The following is a 16,221-nucleotide window of genomic DNA, read 5'->3' as shown; positions in this document are numbered from 1 at the left end:
CCCCGCTCACACCGGGATGTGGACCGCTTCCCGCTCGCCGACGACCAACCGCCGGTGCCAGGCGATCGCCCCCTGGTCCGTCAGGCTCGCGACCTGGTCGACCACGGCGCGGAGTCGGCCGTCATCGTCGGACGCCGCACGCCAGTCGGCGGCGAAGCCGGGCTCGAGGTCCGATGCACCCGACGCCGCGAGGGCGTCGAGCAGCTCGGTCAGGATCCGGCGCTGGTCTTCGTACACGGGCTGCCGGTCGCCCTGCGTCATCACGAATGCCGCCACGATCCCCTTGAGGACCGCGATCTCGCCGATGATCTCCGGCGGCGTCACGACGGACGCCGCGAACCGGACCAGGGACCCGGAGGCGTAGGACTCGCGTGTCGCGGCCGTCGCCGTCCGCGCGAAGCGTCCGATCAGCTGCGAGGTCAGGTTCTTGAGGTGCGCCGCGTCGCGGCGGGACCCGTCGTACGAGGTCATCCAGAGCGGCAGCGCCCGGAGGCGGTCGAACGCCTCGAGCAGTTCCTCGCGGCTCAGGTCGTCGCCCACCCACGCGTGCATCGCGGTGACGATGTCGTTCTCGCCGACGCGGTCACCGAGGGCCGCGACGTCGATGAACCCGGCGACGACGGCGTCCTCGAAGTCGTGCACCGAGTAGGCGATGTCGTCCGACAGGTCCATGACCTGCGCCTCGATGCACCGCTGGCGCCGCGGGGCCCCGGCGCGGAGCCACTCGAAGGCGTCGTGGTCGTCGTCGTAGAAGCCGAACTTGGTCCGGCCCGAGGACGACTCGGAGACGCCCTGCGCCGCCGGCCACGGGTACTTGCAGCTGGCGTCGAGCGACGCCCGGGTCAGGTTCAGCCCGAACGGACGGTCCCCGCCCCCGGCAGTGCCGGCATCGGCGCCCGGCCGCAGCCCGTAGACCTTCGGTTCGAGCCGGGTGAGCAGCCGCAGCGTCTGCGCGTTGCCCTCGAACCCGCCGATGCCGGCGGCCCAGGCGTTGACGGCGGTCTCGCCGTTGTGGCCGAAGGGCGGGTGGCCGATGTCGTGCGCCAGGCACGCGGTGTCCACCACGTCGGGGTCGAGGCCCAACGAGTCCGCGAGCTCGCGACCGACCTGCGCCACCTCGAGCGAGTGGGTCAGGCGGTTGCGGGCGAAGTCGAGCCCGGTCGTCGGGCTGAGCACCTGGGTCTTGGCGGCGAGGCGTCGGAGCGCGCTGGAGTGCAGCAGGCGTGCGCGGTCGCGGGCGAAGTCCGATCGGCGGTTGCCGTGCTCCTCCGGGAGCCAGCGCTCGGCGTCGGCCGGGCCGTACGAGGCGGTGGCGCTCATCCGCCGCTGTGGTGCAGCTCGGCGGCGGCGAGGACCTTGCGGAACTCGCTGTCGACGTCGCGGGACTCGAGCCAGCGGTCGGGCAGTGCGGTGCGCTTCGGGTTGCCGGAGCGACCGCGGGGGCCCTCGGCGCCCTCGCCCGGGTACGGTGCGTCGCGGTCGAGCTGCCCGAGCAGGTCGTCGATCTCCTGCAGGCTCGACGACAGCGCGAGACCGGACCGCACGTCGCTGCCGATCGGGTACCCCTTGAAGTACCAGGCCACGTGCTTGCGGGCGTCGCGGCAGCCGTGGTCTTCGGACCCGAAGAACTCGACGAGCAGTTCGGCGTGCCGACGGAACCCGTCGGCGACCTCGCCCAGGGTCGGCATGTACCGCAGCCCTTCGCCGCGGAACGCCGCCGCCAGGTCGCCGAACAGCCACGGGCGCCCGAGGCACCCGCGTCCGACGACGACGCCGTCGACGCCGGTCTCGTCGACCATGCGCAGGGCGTCGGCAGCCGACCAGATGTCCCCGTTGCCGAGGATCGGGATGTCGGTGACGGTCTCCTTCAGCGTCGCGATCGCCGACCAGTCGGCGTGACCGGAGTAGTGCTCGTTCGCCGTGCGGGCGTGCAGCGACACCGCGGCGACGCCGGCGTCCCGCGCGATGCGGGCGGCGTCGAGGTAGGTCAGGTGGTCCTCGTCGATGCCCTTGCGCATCTTCACGGTGACCGGCACGTTCCCTGCGGCGCGGACGGTCTTCGTGACGAGTTCGCGGAACAGCTCGAGCTTCCAGGGCAGGGCCGCGCCGCCGCCCTTGCGGGTGACCTTGGGCACCGGGCAGCCGAAGTTCAGGTCGATGTGGTCGGCGCGGTCCTCGCCCACCAGGATCGAAGCGGCCTCGGCCACGGTGTTCGGCTCGACGCCGTACAGCTGGATCGACCGCGGGGTCTCGGACTCGTGGTGCTGGATGAGCTGCATCGACACGGGGGTGCGTTCGACCAGTGCGCGCGACGTGATCATCTCGCAGACGTAGAGACCGGCGCCGTACTCGCGGCAGAGCCGGCGGTACGCCATGTTCGTGATGCCCGCCATGGGCGCGAGCACGACCGGCACGTCGACCTCGATCGGGCCGATGCGCAGAGGCCGTGCTGGGGCTTGTGTGATCGTCATACCTGTTCCATCCTCCCACGTCGGTGCTCGCCGGTAGCGTTCTCCACATGACGATCGACGCCAGCACCCGCTTCGACACCGACGCAGCAGCCCGCGGTCTGACGGTCGAGGTCGTCGAACGCCCCGCCGCGGACTCCCTGCAGCAGGCCGCCGAGCTGCTCGGCATCGACCCCGGTGACATCGTCAAGACACTCGTCGTGAAGCGCCACGACGGCGGCTTCCTGCTCGCGCTCGTGCCGGGCGGCCGGAGCATCGCGTGGAAGAAGCTCCGCACCGTCGTCGGCGTGAACAAGCTCTCGATGCCCGACGCGGCGACCGCGCTCCAGGCGTCGGGCTACGAGCGCGGCACGATCACGCCCATCGGAGCGACTGGCAACCTGCCCGTCTACGCCGACGAACGCATCGTCGGTCGACGGGTCGCCCTCGGCGCGGGCCGCCACGGCGCGAGTGCCTTCGTCGACGCCGACGACCTCGTCGCCGCGTACGGCGCGACGGTCGCCGACATCACCGACGAGGAACCGCAGCGCGACTGAGTGGTCCGTCGACCGACGGAACGCGCCCCCGCACAGCCGTCGCGCCCCGCAGAGTCGGGGCGCGACGACCGCACGGGGGCGCCAGACCAGCAGCGCGCGGCGCGGGACCAGCAGCGCGCAACGCGCGACCGACGAAACCGTCAGTCCGGCACCTCGGTCCAGTCGCCCTCGGCGCCGGCGAACGATCCGGCGTCGATCAGGCACGAATCACCGTCGCAGACCGGCGCACCGCCGGGCGTGACCAGCGTGAGCAGGCTGGGGCGCGCCTCCAGACCGGAGATCGCATCCGGGACCGACGGGGCGGACGGGAGGCCCGCCCCACCCCCGACGGTGACCGTCGCGCCCGTCATCGGGTCGCCGCCACGTCGGCGCTCGCGTCGTCCGCAGCGCGTTCGGTCGCCGAGGCGACCTCGTCCGGAGTCGTCCCGCGCAGCGCGACGACCTGCGTCAGCACCTGCTCGAACGCCGCCGGGTCCTGCGCACCGGAGACGCCGTACTTGCCGTCGATGACGAAGAAGGGGACGCCGTTGATGCCGAAGGCCTGCGCCTGGGCCTGGTCGGCACGGACGGCTGCGAGCTGCGAGTCGTCACGGAGCGTGGCGAGGACCTCGTCGCGGTCGAGCCCGATCTCGGCGGCCAGGTCGGCCAGCGTCGCGTCGTCGCCGACGTGCTCGCCGCGCTCGAAGTAGGCGGTGAACAGGCGCTCGACCATGTCGAGCTGCTTGCCGTGCTGCTTGGCGAGGTGGATGACCTGGTGCGCCTTCACGGTGTTCGTGTGGTGCATGGCCTCGAAGTCGTAGTCCAGCCCGACCGAGGCCGCGATGCCGGTGACCTGGTCGAGCATCTGCTGCGCCTGCTCGACGGGCATTCCCTTGTGGCTCGACAGGAACTCAGCCTCGGTGCCCTCGAAGTCGACGGGGGTGTCCGGGCTGAGCTCGAAGGAGTGGTACTCGACCTCGACCGGGCGGCCGTCCGCCGAGGCGCCGAACGCGGCGACGCCGGCCTCGAACTTGCGCTTGCCGATGTAGCACCAGGGGCAGGCGATGTCCGACCAGACATCGACCTTCACGGAGTCGTTCATGCTGATCCCAACGCGGACGTTGCGCGCGCATTCCCGCCGCACAACCAAAATCACCTCGCGCCGCGGGATCGCGCGGTTCGAGGTGATTTTGGTTGTGCTAGACGCATCCGCGCCGCGACGCCGCGACGCCCGCGAGACCCCTACGCGCCGAGCAGGCGCTGCGCCAGGTAGCCCTGCAGCTGGTCGAGGGCGACGCGCTCCTGCGCCATGGTGTCGCGCTCGCGCACGGTCACGGCCTTGTCCTCGAGCGTGTCGAAGTCGACCGTGATGCAGAACGGCGTACCGATCTCGTCGTGACGACGGTAGCGACGGCCGATCGCACCGGCGTCGTCGAAGTCCACGTTCCAGTTCTTGCGCAGGTCGTCGGCCAGGCCGCGGGCGACCGGCGACAGCTGCTCGTTGCGCGACAGCGGCAGCACCGCGGCCTTGACGGGCGCCAGGCGCGGGTCGAGTCGCAGCACGGTGCGCTTGTCGACGCCGCCCTTCGCGTTCGGTGCTTCGTCCTCGTGGTACGAGTCGAGCAGGAACGCCATGAGCGCACGGGTCAGGCCGAAGGACGGCTCGATGACGTACGGCACGTACTTCTCGTTCGCCGCCTGGTCGAAGAAGCGCAGGTCCTGGCCGGACGACTCGATGTGGTTGTTGAGGTCGAAGTCGGTGCGGTTCGCGACGCCCATGAGCTCGCCCCACTCCGATCCGGTGAACCCGAAGCGGTACTCGATGTCGGCGGTGGCGTCGGAGTAGTGCGCCCGCTCGCCGTCCGGCACGTCGAAACGGCGGAGGTTCTCCGGGTCGATGCCGAGCTCGGTGTAGAACGCGATCGAGTCGGCGATCCACTGCTCGTAGTGCTCCCCCGCCTCGGCCGGCGGCACGAAGTACTCGATCTCCATCTGCTCGAACTCGCGGGTGCGGAAGATGAAGTTGCCGGGCGTGATCTCGTTGCGGAACGCCTTGCCGACCTGCCCGATGCCGAACGGGGGCTTCATGCGGCTGGTCGTCACGACCTGCGCGAAGTCGACGAAGATGCCCTGCGCGGTCTCGGGGCGCAGGAAGTTCAGGCCCTCTTCGGACTCGACCGGGCCGAGGTACGTCTTGAGCATCCCGGAGAACTCGCGGGGCTCGGTCCACTCGCCGCGGGTGCCGCAGTTCGGACAGGCGATCTCGGCCATGCGGCCCTCGGGGTCGCGGCCCTTCTTGGCGACGAACGCCTCGATCAGGTGGTCCTCGCGGAACCGGTGGTGGCAGTGCAGGCACTCCACGAGCGGGTCGGTGAAGGTCGCGACGTGGCCGGAGGCCTCCCACACCTTGCGGGGCAGGATGACGGCGGAGTCGAGGCCGACCATGTCGCCACGGCCGCGGACGAACCGCTGCCACCACTGACGCTTGATGTTCTCCTTGAGCTCCACACCGAGGGGCCCGTAGTCCCACGCGGAGCGGGAGCCTCCGTAGATCTCACCCGACTGGAAGACGAAGCCGCGGCGCTTGGCCAGGGCGATGACGCTGTCGAGACGGGTGGGCTGTGCCAAAGAGTGCTCCAGAGGTCGCCGAGCTGGGTGCTCGGTGCGGAAACGGTCCGGGCAAGACTACCGGCGATCGTCGGCCGGGAGGCCCGCCCCGCGTCCGCCCGCAGCGCTCACCTCGCCGACGTGGCCGCCCCCACCCCGCCCAGTGCGGCCGCCACGTCGGTCACGTCGGACTCGTCGTTCCACAGGTGGAACGCGATCCGGAGTCGCCCGGCACGCCCCGACGCGGTGAGTCCGGCGGCGGTGAGGGCCCGGAGGGCCGACCCGTCGGCGTCCACGAACGTCACGATCGCCTGACCGTCGCCCTGCCGAGGCGACCCGAGGGCGTCGCACAGCCGATCTGCGAGACCGGTGGCGTGCCTCCAGACCGCCTGCTGGTCGAGCGCGACCGCGTGTTCGAGCGCGGCCACGGCACCGGGCCACGCCTGCCAGGCCGGCGAGACGTCGAAGCGACGGGCGTCGTCAGCCAGGCGCATGTCGGGGCCGTAGCAGGACGACCACACGTCCGCGCCGGCGTACCAGCCGGCCTGGACCGGGCGGAGCCGACCGAGGGCGGCGTCGGAGAGCGTCATGAAGGCGACGCCGCGCGGTGCGCAGAGCCACTTGTAGGCGTGCGTGAGCGTCACGTCGAACAGTGCCGCGTCGACGGGCAGGACGCCGGCTGCTTGCGTGAGGTCGCAGAGGGTCAGGGCGCCGACCTTCCGGGCCGCGGCGACGACCGGGTACGGATCCGTGACGGCACCGGTGGCGGACTGCACCGCGGACCACGCGACGAGGGCGGTGTCGGGCCCGACGGACGCGGCGAGCCGGTTGAGCGGGACGTGCCGGACGCGGACGCCTCGGTGCGCCTGGGCGAGGAACGGGAAGACGACCGAGCTGAAGTCGCCGTCGGGGACGACCACCTCAGCACCGTCCGACAGGGCGTCGGCGACGACCGCGGCCATCACCGAGGTCTGCGAGCCGGTCGCCACGTGGGACACCGGCACCCCGACGAGGGCGGCGAACAGCGCGCGGCCCTCCTCGACCAACGCCCCGTAGTGGGCCGGCGAGGTCTCGGCGCGGGACCACGCGTCGAGGTCGGCCCGCTGGGCGGCGATCGTGGCCCGGGTCGGCAGACCGGCGGTGCACGCCGCGAGGTAGCCACGGCCGGCGGGGAAGGAGTCCATGCGGACAGCGTCCCGGCTCGTGCCCCATCACACCAGGCCGGGTTCGTTGTGCAGCCGATAACATCGCGTGATGGACGACATCGATCCCCAGCTGCTCCGGATCCTCCGCGCCGTGGCCGACGGTGGGTCGATCACCCGCGCCGCCGCAGCGCTCGGGTCGAGCCAACCCGCGGTCAGCCAGTTGCTCGCCCGGGCCGAGCGGCGACTCGGGCACACCCTGGTGCTGCGGTCCGGGCAGGACGGTCGCGGCGGGCGCGGTGCCACCCTGACGGACGCCGGTCGGGTGCTCGCCGACCACGCCCTGCATGTGCAGGCCGCGCTGACCGCCGCGCGCGAGGACCTCGACGCCGTCGGTGGCCTCACCCGCGGCCGCGTGCGCCTCGCCGGGTTCCCGAGCGCGTCCTCGGCCCTCGTGCCCGCGGTGCTCGCCCGGCTGGCGTCGACGGCTCCGGGCGTGACGACCTCGTACGTCGAGGTCGAACCGCCCGAGGCGCTCGACCTGCTGCGGAGCGGGGAGGTCGACGTCGCCCTGACCTTCACCTACGTCGGCGACGAGGTCGGGTCCGCCCCGGACCCCGGGCTCGTCACCCGGGCGCTCGGGCGTGACCCGCTCGCGCTGGTGACGCCCTCCGTGTCCGTGGGGTCCGATGCTGCGGACTCTGGTGCCGCGGATTCCGGTGCTGTCGACCTCGCGTCGCACCGCGACGCCCGCTGGATCGGCGGCTGCCCACGGTGCCGCGGCCACCTGCTCGCCTCGTGTGCGACCGCCGGGTTCACCCCGGACATCGTGCTCGAGACCGACAACGCGGCAGCGGTGGTGGGGCTCGTCGCCGCCGGACTCGGCGTGGCCCTGCTCCCCCGGCTGGCGCTCGCGACGACGGTCATCCCCGCCGAGGTCCGGGTCGACCCCGTGGACGACGACCTGGCCCGCCGGGTCGAGGTCGTCATCGCCCGAGGGGCCGAGCGCGTCCCGAGCGTCCGTGCGGCCATGGACGCGGTGCGGTCGGCGGCGCACCTGCTCGACGGGCCGCTGCCCGGCTGACGGGTGCGTCAGGCGGTCGGGGCGTCGACCGCACCGCCGTAGCGACGGTCGCGGCGTGCGTACTCCTCGATCGCGCCCCACAGGTCCGTGCGCCGGAAGTCCGGCCACAGGCGGTCCAGGAACACCATCTCGGCGTACGCCGACTGCCACAGCAGGAAGTTGCTCGTGCGCTGCTCCCCCGAACTGCGCAGGAACAGGTCGACGTCGGGCATCTCGGGCACGTAGAGCCGCTTCGCCAGTGCCTTCTCGGTGACCTGGCTCGGCTTGAGGCGTCCGGCGGCGACCTCTTCGGCCATCCCCCGCACGGCGTCGACGATCTCGTTCCGGCCGCCGTAGTTGACGCACATCGTCAAGGTCAGCACGTCGTTGCGCGCGGTCATCTGCTCGGCACGGTCGAGCTCGTCGATGACGCTCCGCCACAGCCGCGGACGGCGTCCGGCCCACCGCACCTTGACGCCCCACTCGTTCAGTTGGTCGCGCCGACGACGGATCACGTCGCGATTGAAGCCCATCAGGAACCGGACCTCTTCCGGCGAACGCTTCCAGTTCTCGGTGGAGAACGCGTACGCCGAGATGTGCTTGACGCCGATCTGGATCCCGCCGGCGACGACGTCGAGCAGCGAGGCCTCGCCCGCCTTGTGTCCCTCGATCCGCGTCAGCCCGCGGCCGTTGGCCCACCGACCGTTGCCGTCCATCACGATCGCGACGTGGTCCGGCACGAACCGGGCTGGGATCGCCGGGGGCGTTTCACCGGTCCAGTCGATCGGGCGGAACGGCTCGGCGTCGTCAGGGCGGCGGGGGCTCATGCGGTGGGGGTTCCTTCCACGGTGCGGGTTCCTTCCGCGGCGGGATCGGGGTCAGGGAGTGCGGGTGCGGGGGTCGAGGCCACCGCGCGTGCCGTCGCCTCGGGTCCGTCGTGGGTCAGCGGCACGGGCAGCGGGTGCTCCGAGCGGTCGACGTGCGGCAGGGACCGGAGCGATCGTTCCAGGTGCCACTGGGCGTACGCCGCGACCACGCCGGAGGCCCGCGACCGCGTCCGTTCGTCGGTGGCGTCGACGCTCGCCCAGTCGCCGGCGAGCAGCGAACCGAGCACGCCGAGGGTCGCCGGGTCGAGCCGCGGCGTGCCGGGAGGCGCAGCCCGGTCGGCGACGACCCCGCCGAGCTGCACCACGAACGCGGAGTGCGGCCCGGGCTCCCCCGTGACCGCACAGTCGCTGAACGAGGGCGCCCACCCCGCGATGCTCATCGCACGGAGCAGGTAGGAGTCGAGCGTCGCGCTGGAGTGGTGCTCACCGCGCGACAGCGACCGCAGCGCGCCGACGAGCAACAGGTACTGCTGCAGCCCGGCGTCGGCCTCGCTCAGGCGGTCGGCGGTCTCGACCATGGCGCTGGCAGCCGTGTACGCGCCGTAGTCGGCGACGATCTGCGCCCCGTAGGCACCGAGGGACTCGGCCTGGGTGACGATGTCGAGCGACCGGCCCTCGTAGAACTGGGCGTCGACGACCATGAACGGCTCGAGCCGGCTGCCGAACTTCGACGCGGTCCGCCGCACGCCCTTGGCCACCGCACGGATCTTGCCGTGCTGCCGACTGAGCATGGTGACGATGCGGTCGGCTTCCCCGAGCTTGTGGGTGCGCAACACGACGCACTCGTCCCGGTACAGCGGCATGCCCCCAGTATCCCCCGCCCCGCCGACACCGCGCAGCGCGCAGCGCGCAGCCGCGCGCGCCGCGCGCAGGGGTACCGAGCGGAATCGGGCGTACCTGGTCGAAAGAAACGATCAGGTACGCCCGATTCGACTTGCCATCGCGCGTGACGGGGGAAAGACCGGGCACAGACGGGAGGCTCCCCACCGGGCACGGCCGGTCCGCCGCTGGCGCGTCGGCCCGGAACCGGCCGGCGTGGGCCCAGGTGCAGGACGGACCTGCACCGCGCCTCCCGGTCTGGTCGCGTCTCAGGCGGAGACGAGCTCCGGCGAGTCGGCGCCGGCAGCAGCACCGGCGCGCACCGCGCGGTTCACCGCGGACACGATCGCCTTGAGCGAGGCCGTCGAGATGTCGGCGTCGATGCCGACGCCCCACAGGCGCACGCCGTCGACGTCGAGCTCGACGTACGACGCCGCCTTGGCGTCACCGGAGGCGCTCATCGTGTGCTCCGAGTAGTCGTACAGCGTGACCTGGACGCCCTGCTCGGCGAGGACCTTGAGGAACGCGTCGATCGGACCGGTGCCCACGGCGTCGGCGGTGACGGAGCCCTCGTCGACGCGGAGTGCGACCGACAGCGAGGTCGTGCCGTCGAAGTCGCTCGAGGTCGCCGTCTTGGTGAGCTCGTACCGGCCCCACTTGTCGTCGTCGGTCGAGGCGGGCAGGTACTCGTCCTGGAACACGTCCCAGATGCGCTGCGACGAGAACTCGCCACCCTCGGTGTCGGTGTGCCGCTGCACGACGCCGGAGAACTCGATCTGCAGCTTGCGGGGCAGGTCGAGCGCGTGGTCGGTCTTGAGCAGGTACGCGACGCCGCCCTTGCCGGACTGCGAGTTCACGCGGATGACGGCCTCGTACGAGCGGCCGATGTCCTTCGGGTCGACGGGCAGGTACGGCACCGCCCACTCGATCTCGTCGATGTCCTTGCCCGCGGCGGCGGCCTTGGCCTTCATCGCCTCGAAGCCCTTGTTGATGGCGTCCTGGTGCGAACCGCTGAACGCCGTGTAGACGAGGTCGCCCGCCCACGGCTGACGCTCCGGCACCGGCAGCTGGTTGCAGTACTCGACGGTGCGCTTCACCTGGTCGATGTCCGCGAACGAGATCTCCGGGTCGATGCCCTGCGTGAACAGGTTCATGCCCAGCGCGACGAGGTCGACGTTGCCGGTGCGCTCACCGTTGCCGAACAGGCAGCCTTCGATGCGGTCCGCGCCGGCCATGTAGCCCAGCTCGGCGGCGGCGACGGCGGTGCCGCGGTCGTTGTGCGGGTGCAGCGACAGGATGACGTCCTGGCGGTGCGCGAGGTTGCGCGACATCCACTCGATCGAGTCGGCGTAGACGTTCGGCGTCGCCATCTCGACGGTGGCCGGCAGGTTGATGATGACCTTGCGGTCGGGGGTGGGCTCGAAGACCTCGAGCACGGCGTTGCAGATCTGCAGCGCGACCTCGAGCTCGGTGCCCGTGTAGGACTCCGGCGAGTACTCGTAGTAGACCGTCGTGTCGTGCTGCAGCGTCGCCTCGGCCGCCTTGCACAGCTTCGCGCCGGCCACCGCGATGTCGACGACACCCTGCACGTCGGTGCGGAAGACGACCTCGCGCTGCACGATCGACGTCGAGTTGTACAGGTGGACGATGGCCTGCTTCGCGCCGTCGATCGCCTCGTACGTGCGCTGGATGAGGTGCTCGCGCGCCTGGGTCAGCACCTGGATGGTGACGTCGTCGGGGATCGCGCCCTCGTCGATCAGGCTGCGGACGAAGTCGAAGTCGGTCTGCGAGGCGCTCGGGAACCCGACCTCGATCTCCTTGTAGCCCATGCCGACGAGCAGGTCGAACATGGCGCGCTTGCGCTCGGCGTCCATCGGGTCGATGAGGGCCTGGTTGCCGTCACGCAGGTCGACCGCACACCAGCGCGGGGCCCGCTCGATGCGTTTCGTCGGCCAGGTGCGGTCGGGCAGTTCGACCGAGATCTGTTCGTGGAAGGGGACGTACTTGTGGATCGGCATCCCGGAGGGTTGCTGCGTGTTCTGCATCGTTCGTCGCTTTCGTCGCGTGTTCGTGTGCTCTGGTGAGTGCGGCCACGACGGACTCCGCGACGAGGTGGGCCGGTGTGTCAGGCCTCGTCGCGGCAGCGAAGGAGGAGGAGTGCCGAGTACATCGAGTCCACGGTAGCACCGGCGGGCTGCTGTGTGACAAGCGCGTGACGCGGGGGCGGCCAGGCACGGTCCGAGCCGGACACCGGACGGGGGCGAGCGGTCACGACATGCCGCGGGTCGGCCGCCGAGCGGTCACGTTCTGTCACCTGAGCCGCGTCCAGGCGACAGTTCGTGACCATTCAACGGACGTGAGCGGCGTGGCACTGCGGTGCGGCACACGTCCGCCGCGTGGTGCGACCAGGGCGCCGCGTCAGTCGACCGCGAGCGCCTCGGTCGGGGGCACGCGCATCGCGCGCCGCACCGGCGCGATCGTCGCGACGACCGCGAGCACGAGGGCCCCGACGACGACGATCCCGATGGTGAGCGGCGGCAGCACGGGCGTGACCGGGTGCCCGAGCGACCCGAGCAGCGTCTGCCCGCCGACCCAGCCGTAGAAGGTGCCGAGCACGAGCCCCGAGACGACGGCCGCGACGACCATCTGCACGGCCTCGGTCACGATCATCCGGCGGACCTGTGCCCCGGTGAGTCCGAGCACCCGCAGCAACCCGAGCTCGCGTCGGCGCTGCAGGACCCCGAGTGCCAGCGCGTTGACGACCCCGACGGCGGCGATCACGGCCGAGAACCCGACGATGACGCTGACGACGGCGTTCAGCTGGACGAAGAAGTCGCGCTGCGCCTGCACCATCCCGGTCGTCATCTGGCCCTGTCCCATCTGCTCGAGCTGGGCCTCGAGCACGTGCTGCATGATCCCCAGTGCGACGGCGAAGGTGACGAGCAGGGTGACGCCGATGACGAGCCCGATCGTCGCCCGCGAGGACCGACCCGGCGCACGCATGGCGTTGCGGCCGGCGAGCAGGACGACGGGGTCGTGTGAGCCGATCCGGCCGATGAGCTGCAGCACCGGCGGCATCACGATGGTCCCTCCGACGGCGACGCCGGCGAACGACACGAACCCGCCGAGGGCAGCCGGCAGCACCGCGATCGGCGAGCTCGCGCTGACCGCGAGCCCGATGAGCATGAGCGCCGCGCCGCCGGCCATGAGCACGATGGCCCAGACCTTGCGGGCGGTGCCCGAGCGGACGTCGTCGTGGCTCGGTTCGACGCTCGAGGACAGCGCCTCGAGCGGGGTGACGGTCAGCACCCGGCGGGAGCCCGCTGCGAACGCTCCCCAGGTCGCCAGGACCACGGCCACGACCGGGAGCACGAGTTCCCACGGCAGGAGCGTGTAGTCGGTGTCGGGCAGGAACCCGTTGCCGCGCAGCACCACCACGAACACCGCGGACAGCCCGGTACCCACGACGGCGCCGATCAGTCCGCCGAGCACCCCGACGACCAGTCCGGTCCGGGTGATCCGGGCCCGGAGCGTCGCGCCGGTGGCACCGACGAGCCGCTGCAACGCGATGATGCGGGTCTGCCCGGCGATGAGGGTCGCGCAGGTGTTGGCGGTGACGATCGCGCCGACGTACAGCGCGATGCCGAGGAACAGCCACCCGACGACGGACAGGATCGCCCTGACCGGCCCGAGGTCGGCGAGCCCGGCGGCGCCGAGCGCCTCGGTCACGATGCCCGGGGCGATGACGAGTGCCGAGCCGAACGTGGTGCCGAGCGCCGCGACCAGCACGGTGGGGGCGAAGGAGCGGACGCCGTTCACGCTGCCGCCTCCATCCCCAGCATCGTGGTGGAGATCGCGCCGGCGTCCATCGCCGGGCGGTCGGCGACGACCCGGCCGTCGGCGAGGAACAGGATCCGGTCGGCGTTGGCGGCGGCGACGGGGTCGTGCGTCACCATGACGACGCTCTGGCCCCACTCCTGCACGGCCCCGCGCAGGATCGCGAGCACGTCACGGCCGGTGCGCGAGTCCAGGGCACCCGTCGGCTCGTCGGCGACGACGACTGCCGGCCGCGAGGCGAGTGCCCGGGCGATGGCGACGCGCTGCTGCTGCCCACCCGACAGCTGGTGCGGGCGGTGCGAGAGCCGGTTGCCGAGTCCGAGCTGGTCGACCAGGCGGTCGATCCACGCGCTCTCGTCCTTCGACGGCTTGTGCCCGCCGAGCAGGAACGGCAACCGGATGTTCTCGCTGACGTCGAGCGTCGGCACCAGGTTGAACGACTGGAACACGAACCCGAGCCGGCGGCGACGGAGCTCGGTCAGGTCCTTGTCGCCGAGCCCTGTGATGTCGACCCCGTCGATCTCGATGCGGCCCGCGGACACCGCGTCGAGGCCCGCGGCGACGTGCATGAGCGTCGACTTGCCGGACCCGGACGGCCCCATCACGGCGGTGAACTCCCCCGCGCCGATGTCGACGCTGACGTCGTCGAGCGCCGTCACCCGGCGTGCGGCGTCGCCGTAGTGCTTGGACACGTGGTCGAGTCGGATGATCGGAGCGTGGCTGGTGGTCATGCACCAACGATGACGTCCGGGAGGCCCGCCCCGCGTCCGTCGGGCGGCTCCTGTGGATGAGCCGCTCGGCTCGACTTCCTGTGGACGGGTCATCCGATCGGATGATGTCCGTCAGTCGGCCTTGCTCACCAGCCCGTGCTCGTGCGCGAACACGACGAGGCGCACGCGGTCGCGGAGTCCGAGCTTCGTCAGAACCCGCGAGATGTGGGTCTTCACGGTCGCCTCGCTGACGTACTCGTGCTGCGCGATCTCGCTGTTGCTGAAGCCGCGGGCCGCCAGGTCGAAGATCTCGCGCTCGCGCGGGGTGAGGTCGTCGAACGTCGCCGGCACGGTCGCGGCCTGCTCGACCGAGTCGTCGTAGCGCCGCAGGAGTTCCCGCGTCGCCGAGGCCGCGAAGACCGCGGTGCCGGCGTGCACGGTCCGCACGGCGGCGAGCAGGAACTCGGGGTCGGCGTCCTTCAGCACGAAGCCGCTCGCCCCGGCCCGGATGGCCTTCGCCGCGGCCTCGTCGAAGTCGAACGTGGTCAGGACGAGCACCTTCGCGCCGTCGGTGCCGGCCTGTTCGACGATGTGCGCGGTCGCCGTGATGCCGTCCATCACGGGCATCCGGACGTCCATGAGCACGACGTCCGGCCGGGTGCGCCGGACGAGTTCGACGCCCTCGGCACCGTCGCCCGCCTCGCCCACGAAGTGCAGGTCGGGTTGGGAGCCGATGAGCATCCGGATGCCGGTGCGGAAGAGTGCCTGGTCGTCGACGAGGGCGACGCGGATGCGGCCGTCGGCCGGCGGGGTGGTGGTCATCGGGCGGTGCGCTCCTGCTCGGTCGGACTGATGGTCGGGGCGGGGGCCGACTCGGCGGTCGGGCCCGCAGCCGGGCTCGCGGCCCGGCTCGCGGTCGGGCTCGCGGTCGGTGTGATGCGCCCGCGGGGCATCTGCCCGCTCGCGGGGACGGCGGGCATGCGGACGGCGACCTCGAAGTCGGGGCCACGGACACCGGCGGTCATCGTGCCGCCGGTCATGGTGGCACGCTCGCGCATGCCGACCAGGCCGTGCCCGGTGCCGGGACCCCGGGTGCCGTCGTCGGCGCGGCGGTTCACCACCGCGATCTCGACGGTGTCCGGGCGGTAGGTCAGTGATGCGTGCACCGGTGTGCCGGGCTCACCGTGCTTGTAGGCGTTCGTCAGGCTCTCCTGCACGATCCGGTACACCGCGAGCTGCGTCGTGGTGGGGAGGCCGGTCGGGTCGCCCTCGCGCTCGACCCGGACGTCGAGGCCGACCTGGCGCATCTCGCCGACGAGCCGGTCGATGTCGTCGATCTCCGGTGTCGGGACGGTCCCCTGCTCGTGCCGGAGCGCGCCGAGGAGCTCGCGGACGTCGCCGAGGGCCCGGCGGGCGGTGGTCGAGATGGTGCCGAGGGCCTGGTCGGCGACGGCGGGGTCGGCCTTCAGCGCGTAGCGGGCTCCGTCCGCCTGGGCGATGACGACCGCGAGCGAGTGCGCGACGATGTCGTGCATGTCGCGGGCGATGCGCACGCGCTCCTGTTCGACCGCGACCGCTCGGTCGGCACGGGCGGCGTCGCGTTCGGCGAGCAGCTGGGCCTCGCGGCTCATGCTCGCCGACCGGCGGGTGCGGACCACGAGGCCCGCCAACCACGGCAGGAGCAGCAGGAGCAGGACGACGGCGAAGTACGAGACCGTGACCTGCACCGACTCCTGGAACGGGGTCGACGCGGTCTCGATCGTCAACCGGTTGCGGTAGTCGTCGACGCCGATGTACAGGGCCGCGGTGACGGACCCGACGATGGCCGAGACGAGTCCGGCCAGCCGCACCCGCCGACTGCCGTAGGCGCTCGTCGTGTAGAGCACCGCGGCGATGAAGGCGTTCGAAAGGTCGGGCATCTGGCCCGTGACCATCTCGAAGACCGCGAACACCCAGGCGACGGCCAGTGCGAGTCCGGGCGACAGCCGTCGGAGCGCGAGGGCAGCGGTCATGCCGACGACCGTGACGATCGCGAGCGGGGAGTCCATGCCCCGCGCCGAGGTGATCAGCACGAGCGAGCCGAGCACCACGGCGATGACGACGTCGGTGATGACCTGCGCGCGCAGCATGGGACGGAACACGCGTCCACGGTACGGCGCTCGGCTCACGGGCG

At 71.8% G+C, this 16,221-nt stretch carries 15 protein-coding genes; 2 read left to right on the top strand and 13 right to left on the bottom strand.

What is annotated here, in order from left to right; genetic code table 11:
• Nucleotides 1-6: 6 nt before the first annotated feature.
• Complete coding sequence (locus tag HQQ88_RS01075; RefSeq protein ID WP_173168396.1) at nt 7-1,320, bottom strand: deoxyguanosinetriphosphate triphosphohydrolase; 1,314 nt, start codon at nt 1,318-1,320, stop codon at nt 7-9.
• Complete coding sequence (gene dusB, locus HQQ88_RS01070) at nt 1,317-2,471, bottom strand: tRNA dihydrouridine synthase DusB (protein WP_123292566.1); 1,155 nt, start codon at nt 2,469-2,471, stop codon at nt 1,317-1,319. Before dusB ends, HQQ88_RS01075 begins: the two co-directional genes overlap by 4 nt.
• 47 nt (nt 2,472-2,518) lie before the next feature.
• Between dusB and HQQ88_RS01065 the strand changes: the two genes are divergently transcribed.
• Nucleotides 2,519-3,004, top strand: a complete 486-nt coding sequence (locus HQQ88_RS01065) for a YbaK/EbsC family protein (RefSeq protein WP_173168395.1) — start codon at nt 2,519-2,521, stop codon at nt 3,002-3,004.
• Nucleotides 3,005-3,144: 140 nt separating this feature from the next.
• On the opposite strand, the gene HQQ88_RS01060 is transcribed toward HQQ88_RS01065, so the two are convergent.
• The 4 genes from HQQ88_RS01060 to HQQ88_RS01045 all read right to left on the bottom strand — a co-directional run bounded on the left by HQQ88_RS01060 (nt 3,145) and on the right by HQQ88_RS01045 (nt 6,774).
• Nucleotides 3,145-3,354 carry a hypothetical protein gene (locus HQQ88_RS01060; RefSeq protein WP_173168394.1) on the bottom strand — a complete coding sequence of 70 codons (210 nt, stop codon included), beginning with the start codon at nt 3,352-3,354 and terminating at the stop codon, nt 3,145-3,147.
• A complete protein-coding gene (locus HQQ88_RS01055) occupies nt 3,351-4,085 on the bottom strand; it encodes a DsbA family protein (RefSeq protein WP_133938223.1) in 735 nt (244 codons plus the stop codon). Before HQQ88_RS01055 ends, HQQ88_RS01060 begins: the two co-directional genes overlap by 4 nt.
• 140 nt (nt 4,086-4,225) lie before the next feature.
• Nucleotides 4,226-5,611 carry a glycine--tRNA ligase gene (locus HQQ88_RS01050; RefSeq protein ID WP_123938268.1) on the bottom strand — a complete coding sequence of 462 codons (1,386 nt, stop codon included), beginning with the start codon at nt 5,609-5,611 and terminating at the stop codon, nt 4,226-4,228.
• 107 nt (nt 5,612-5,718) lie between these two features.
• Nucleotides 5,719-6,774 carry an aminotransferase class V-fold PLP-dependent enzyme gene (locus HQQ88_RS01045; protein WP_173168393.1) on the bottom strand — a complete coding sequence of 352 codons (1,056 nt, stop codon included), beginning with the start codon at nt 6,772-6,774 and terminating at the stop codon, nt 5,719-5,721.
• Nucleotides 6,775-6,844: 70 nt separating this feature from the next.
• On the opposite strand from HQQ88_RS01045, the gene HQQ88_RS01040 reads away from it, so the two are divergent.
• The gene (locus HQQ88_RS01040; protein WP_173168392.1) at nt 6,845-7,816 is read left to right on the top strand and encodes a LysR family transcriptional regulator; all 972 of its coding nucleotides are present in this window, start codon (nt 6,845-6,847) and stop codon (nt 7,814-7,816) included.
• Between the two features lie 8 nt (nt 7,817-7,824).
• Here HQQ88_RS01040 and HQQ88_RS01035 read toward each other — a convergent pair whose 3' ends face one another.
• The 7 genes from HQQ88_RS01035 to HQQ88_RS01005 all read right to left on the bottom strand — a co-directional run bounded on the left by HQQ88_RS01035 (nt 7,825) and on the right by HQQ88_RS01005 (nt 16,189).
• A complete protein-coding gene (locus HQQ88_RS01035; RefSeq protein WP_131846220.1) occupies nt 7,825-8,622 on the bottom strand; it encodes an isoprenyl transferase in 798 nt (265 codons plus the stop codon).
• The gene (recO, locus tag HQQ88_RS01030) at nt 8,619-9,485 is read right to left on the bottom strand and encodes a DNA repair protein RecO (protein WP_131920522.1); all 867 of its coding nucleotides are present in this window, start codon (nt 9,483-9,485) and stop codon (nt 8,619-8,621) included. Before recO ends, HQQ88_RS01035 begins: the two co-directional genes overlap by 4 nt.
• 285 nt (nt 9,486-9,770) lie before the next feature.
• The gene (leuA, locus tag HQQ88_RS01025) at nt 9,771-11,546 is read right to left on the bottom strand and encodes a 2-isopropylmalate synthase (protein ID WP_123292557.1); all 1,776 of its coding nucleotides are present in this window, start codon (nt 11,544-11,546) and stop codon (nt 9,771-9,773) included.
• A gap of 373 nt (nt 11,547-11,919) precedes the next feature.
• A complete protein-coding gene (locus HQQ88_RS20025) occupies nt 11,920-13,320 on the bottom strand; it encodes an ABC transporter permease (RefSeq protein ID WP_173168391.1) in 1,401 nt (466 codons plus the stop codon).
• Nucleotides 13,317-14,069, bottom strand: a complete 753-nt coding sequence (locus HQQ88_RS01015) for an ABC transporter ATP-binding protein (RefSeq protein ID WP_111085736.1) — start codon at nt 14,067-14,069, stop codon at nt 13,317-13,319. The genes HQQ88_RS20025 and HQQ88_RS01015 overlap by 4 nt, the downstream gene beginning before the upstream one ends.
• 111 nt (nt 14,070-14,180) lie before the next feature.
• Nucleotides 14,181-14,870 carry a response regulator transcription factor gene (locus HQQ88_RS01010; RefSeq protein WP_111085737.1) on the bottom strand — a complete coding sequence of 230 codons (690 nt, stop codon included), beginning with the start codon at nt 14,868-14,870 and terminating at the stop codon, nt 14,181-14,183.
• Nucleotides 14,867-16,189: a sensor histidine kinase gene (locus HQQ88_RS01005; RefSeq protein ID WP_367916959.1), complete on the bottom strand. Its 1,323-nt coding sequence runs from the start codon at nt 16,187-16,189 to the stop codon at nt 14,867-14,869. The genes HQQ88_RS01010 and HQQ88_RS01005 overlap by 4 nt, the downstream gene beginning before the upstream one ends.
• Nucleotides 16,190-16,221 lie beyond the last annotated feature (32 nt).

It is taken from the genome of Curtobacterium sp. VKM Ac-2861 (assembly GCF_013204965.1).
Classification (GTDB): domain Bacteria; phylum Actinomycetota; class Actinomycetes; order Actinomycetales; family Microbacteriaceae; genus Curtobacterium.
This window is presented reverse-complemented; position numbering and strand designations above follow the sequence as displayed.

What these genes read in the sequence shown, in the direction of transcription:
- HQQ88_RS01065 (WP_173168395.1), top strand. Translation starts at nt 2,519, where the DNA reads ATGACGATCGACGCCAGCACCCGCTTCGACACCGACGCAGCAGCCCGC.
- HQQ88_RS01010 (WP_111085737.1), bottom strand. Translation starts at nt 14,870, where the DNA reads ATGACCACCACCCCGCCGGCCGACGGCCGCATCCGCGTCGCCCTCGTC.
- leuA (WP_123292557.1), bottom strand. Translation starts at nt 11,546, where the DNA reads ATGCAGAACACGCAGCAACCCTCCGGGATGCCGATCCACAAGTACGTC.
- recO (WP_131920522.1), bottom strand. Translation starts at nt 9,485, where the DNA reads ATGCCGCTGTACCGGGACGAGTGCGTCGTGTTGCGCACCCACAAGCTC.
- dusB (WP_123292566.1), bottom strand. Translation starts at nt 2,471, where the DNA reads ATGACGATCACACAAGCCCCAGCACGGCCTCTGCGCATCGGCCCGATC.
- HQQ88_RS01075 (WP_173168396.1), bottom strand. Translation starts at nt 1,320, where the DNA reads ATGAGCGCCACCGCCTCGTACGGCCCGGCCGACGCCGAGCGCTGGCTC.
- HQQ88_RS01040 (WP_173168392.1), top strand. Translation starts at nt 6,845, where the DNA reads ATGGACGACATCGATCCCCAGCTGCTCCGGATCCTCCGCGCCGTGGCC.
- HQQ88_RS01060 (WP_173168394.1), bottom strand. Translation starts at nt 3,354, where the DNA reads ATGACGGGCGCGACGGTCACCGTCGGGGGTGGGGCGGGCCTCCCGTCC.
- HQQ88_RS01055 (WP_133938223.1), bottom strand. Translation starts at nt 4,085, where the DNA reads ATGAACGACTCCGTGAAGGTCGATGTCTGGTCGGACATCGCCTGCCCC.
- HQQ88_RS01045 (WP_173168393.1), bottom strand. Translation starts at nt 6,774, where the DNA reads ATGGACTCCTTCCCCGCCGGCCGTGGCTACCTCGCGGCGTGCACCGCC.
- HQQ88_RS01015 (WP_111085736.1), bottom strand. Translation starts at nt 14,069, where the DNA reads ATGACCACCAGCCACGCTCCGATCATCCGACTCGACCACGTGTCCAAG.
- HQQ88_RS01035 (WP_131846220.1), bottom strand. Translation starts at nt 8,622, where the DNA reads ATGAGCCCCCGCCGCCCTGACGACGCCGAGCCGTTCCGCCCGATCGAC.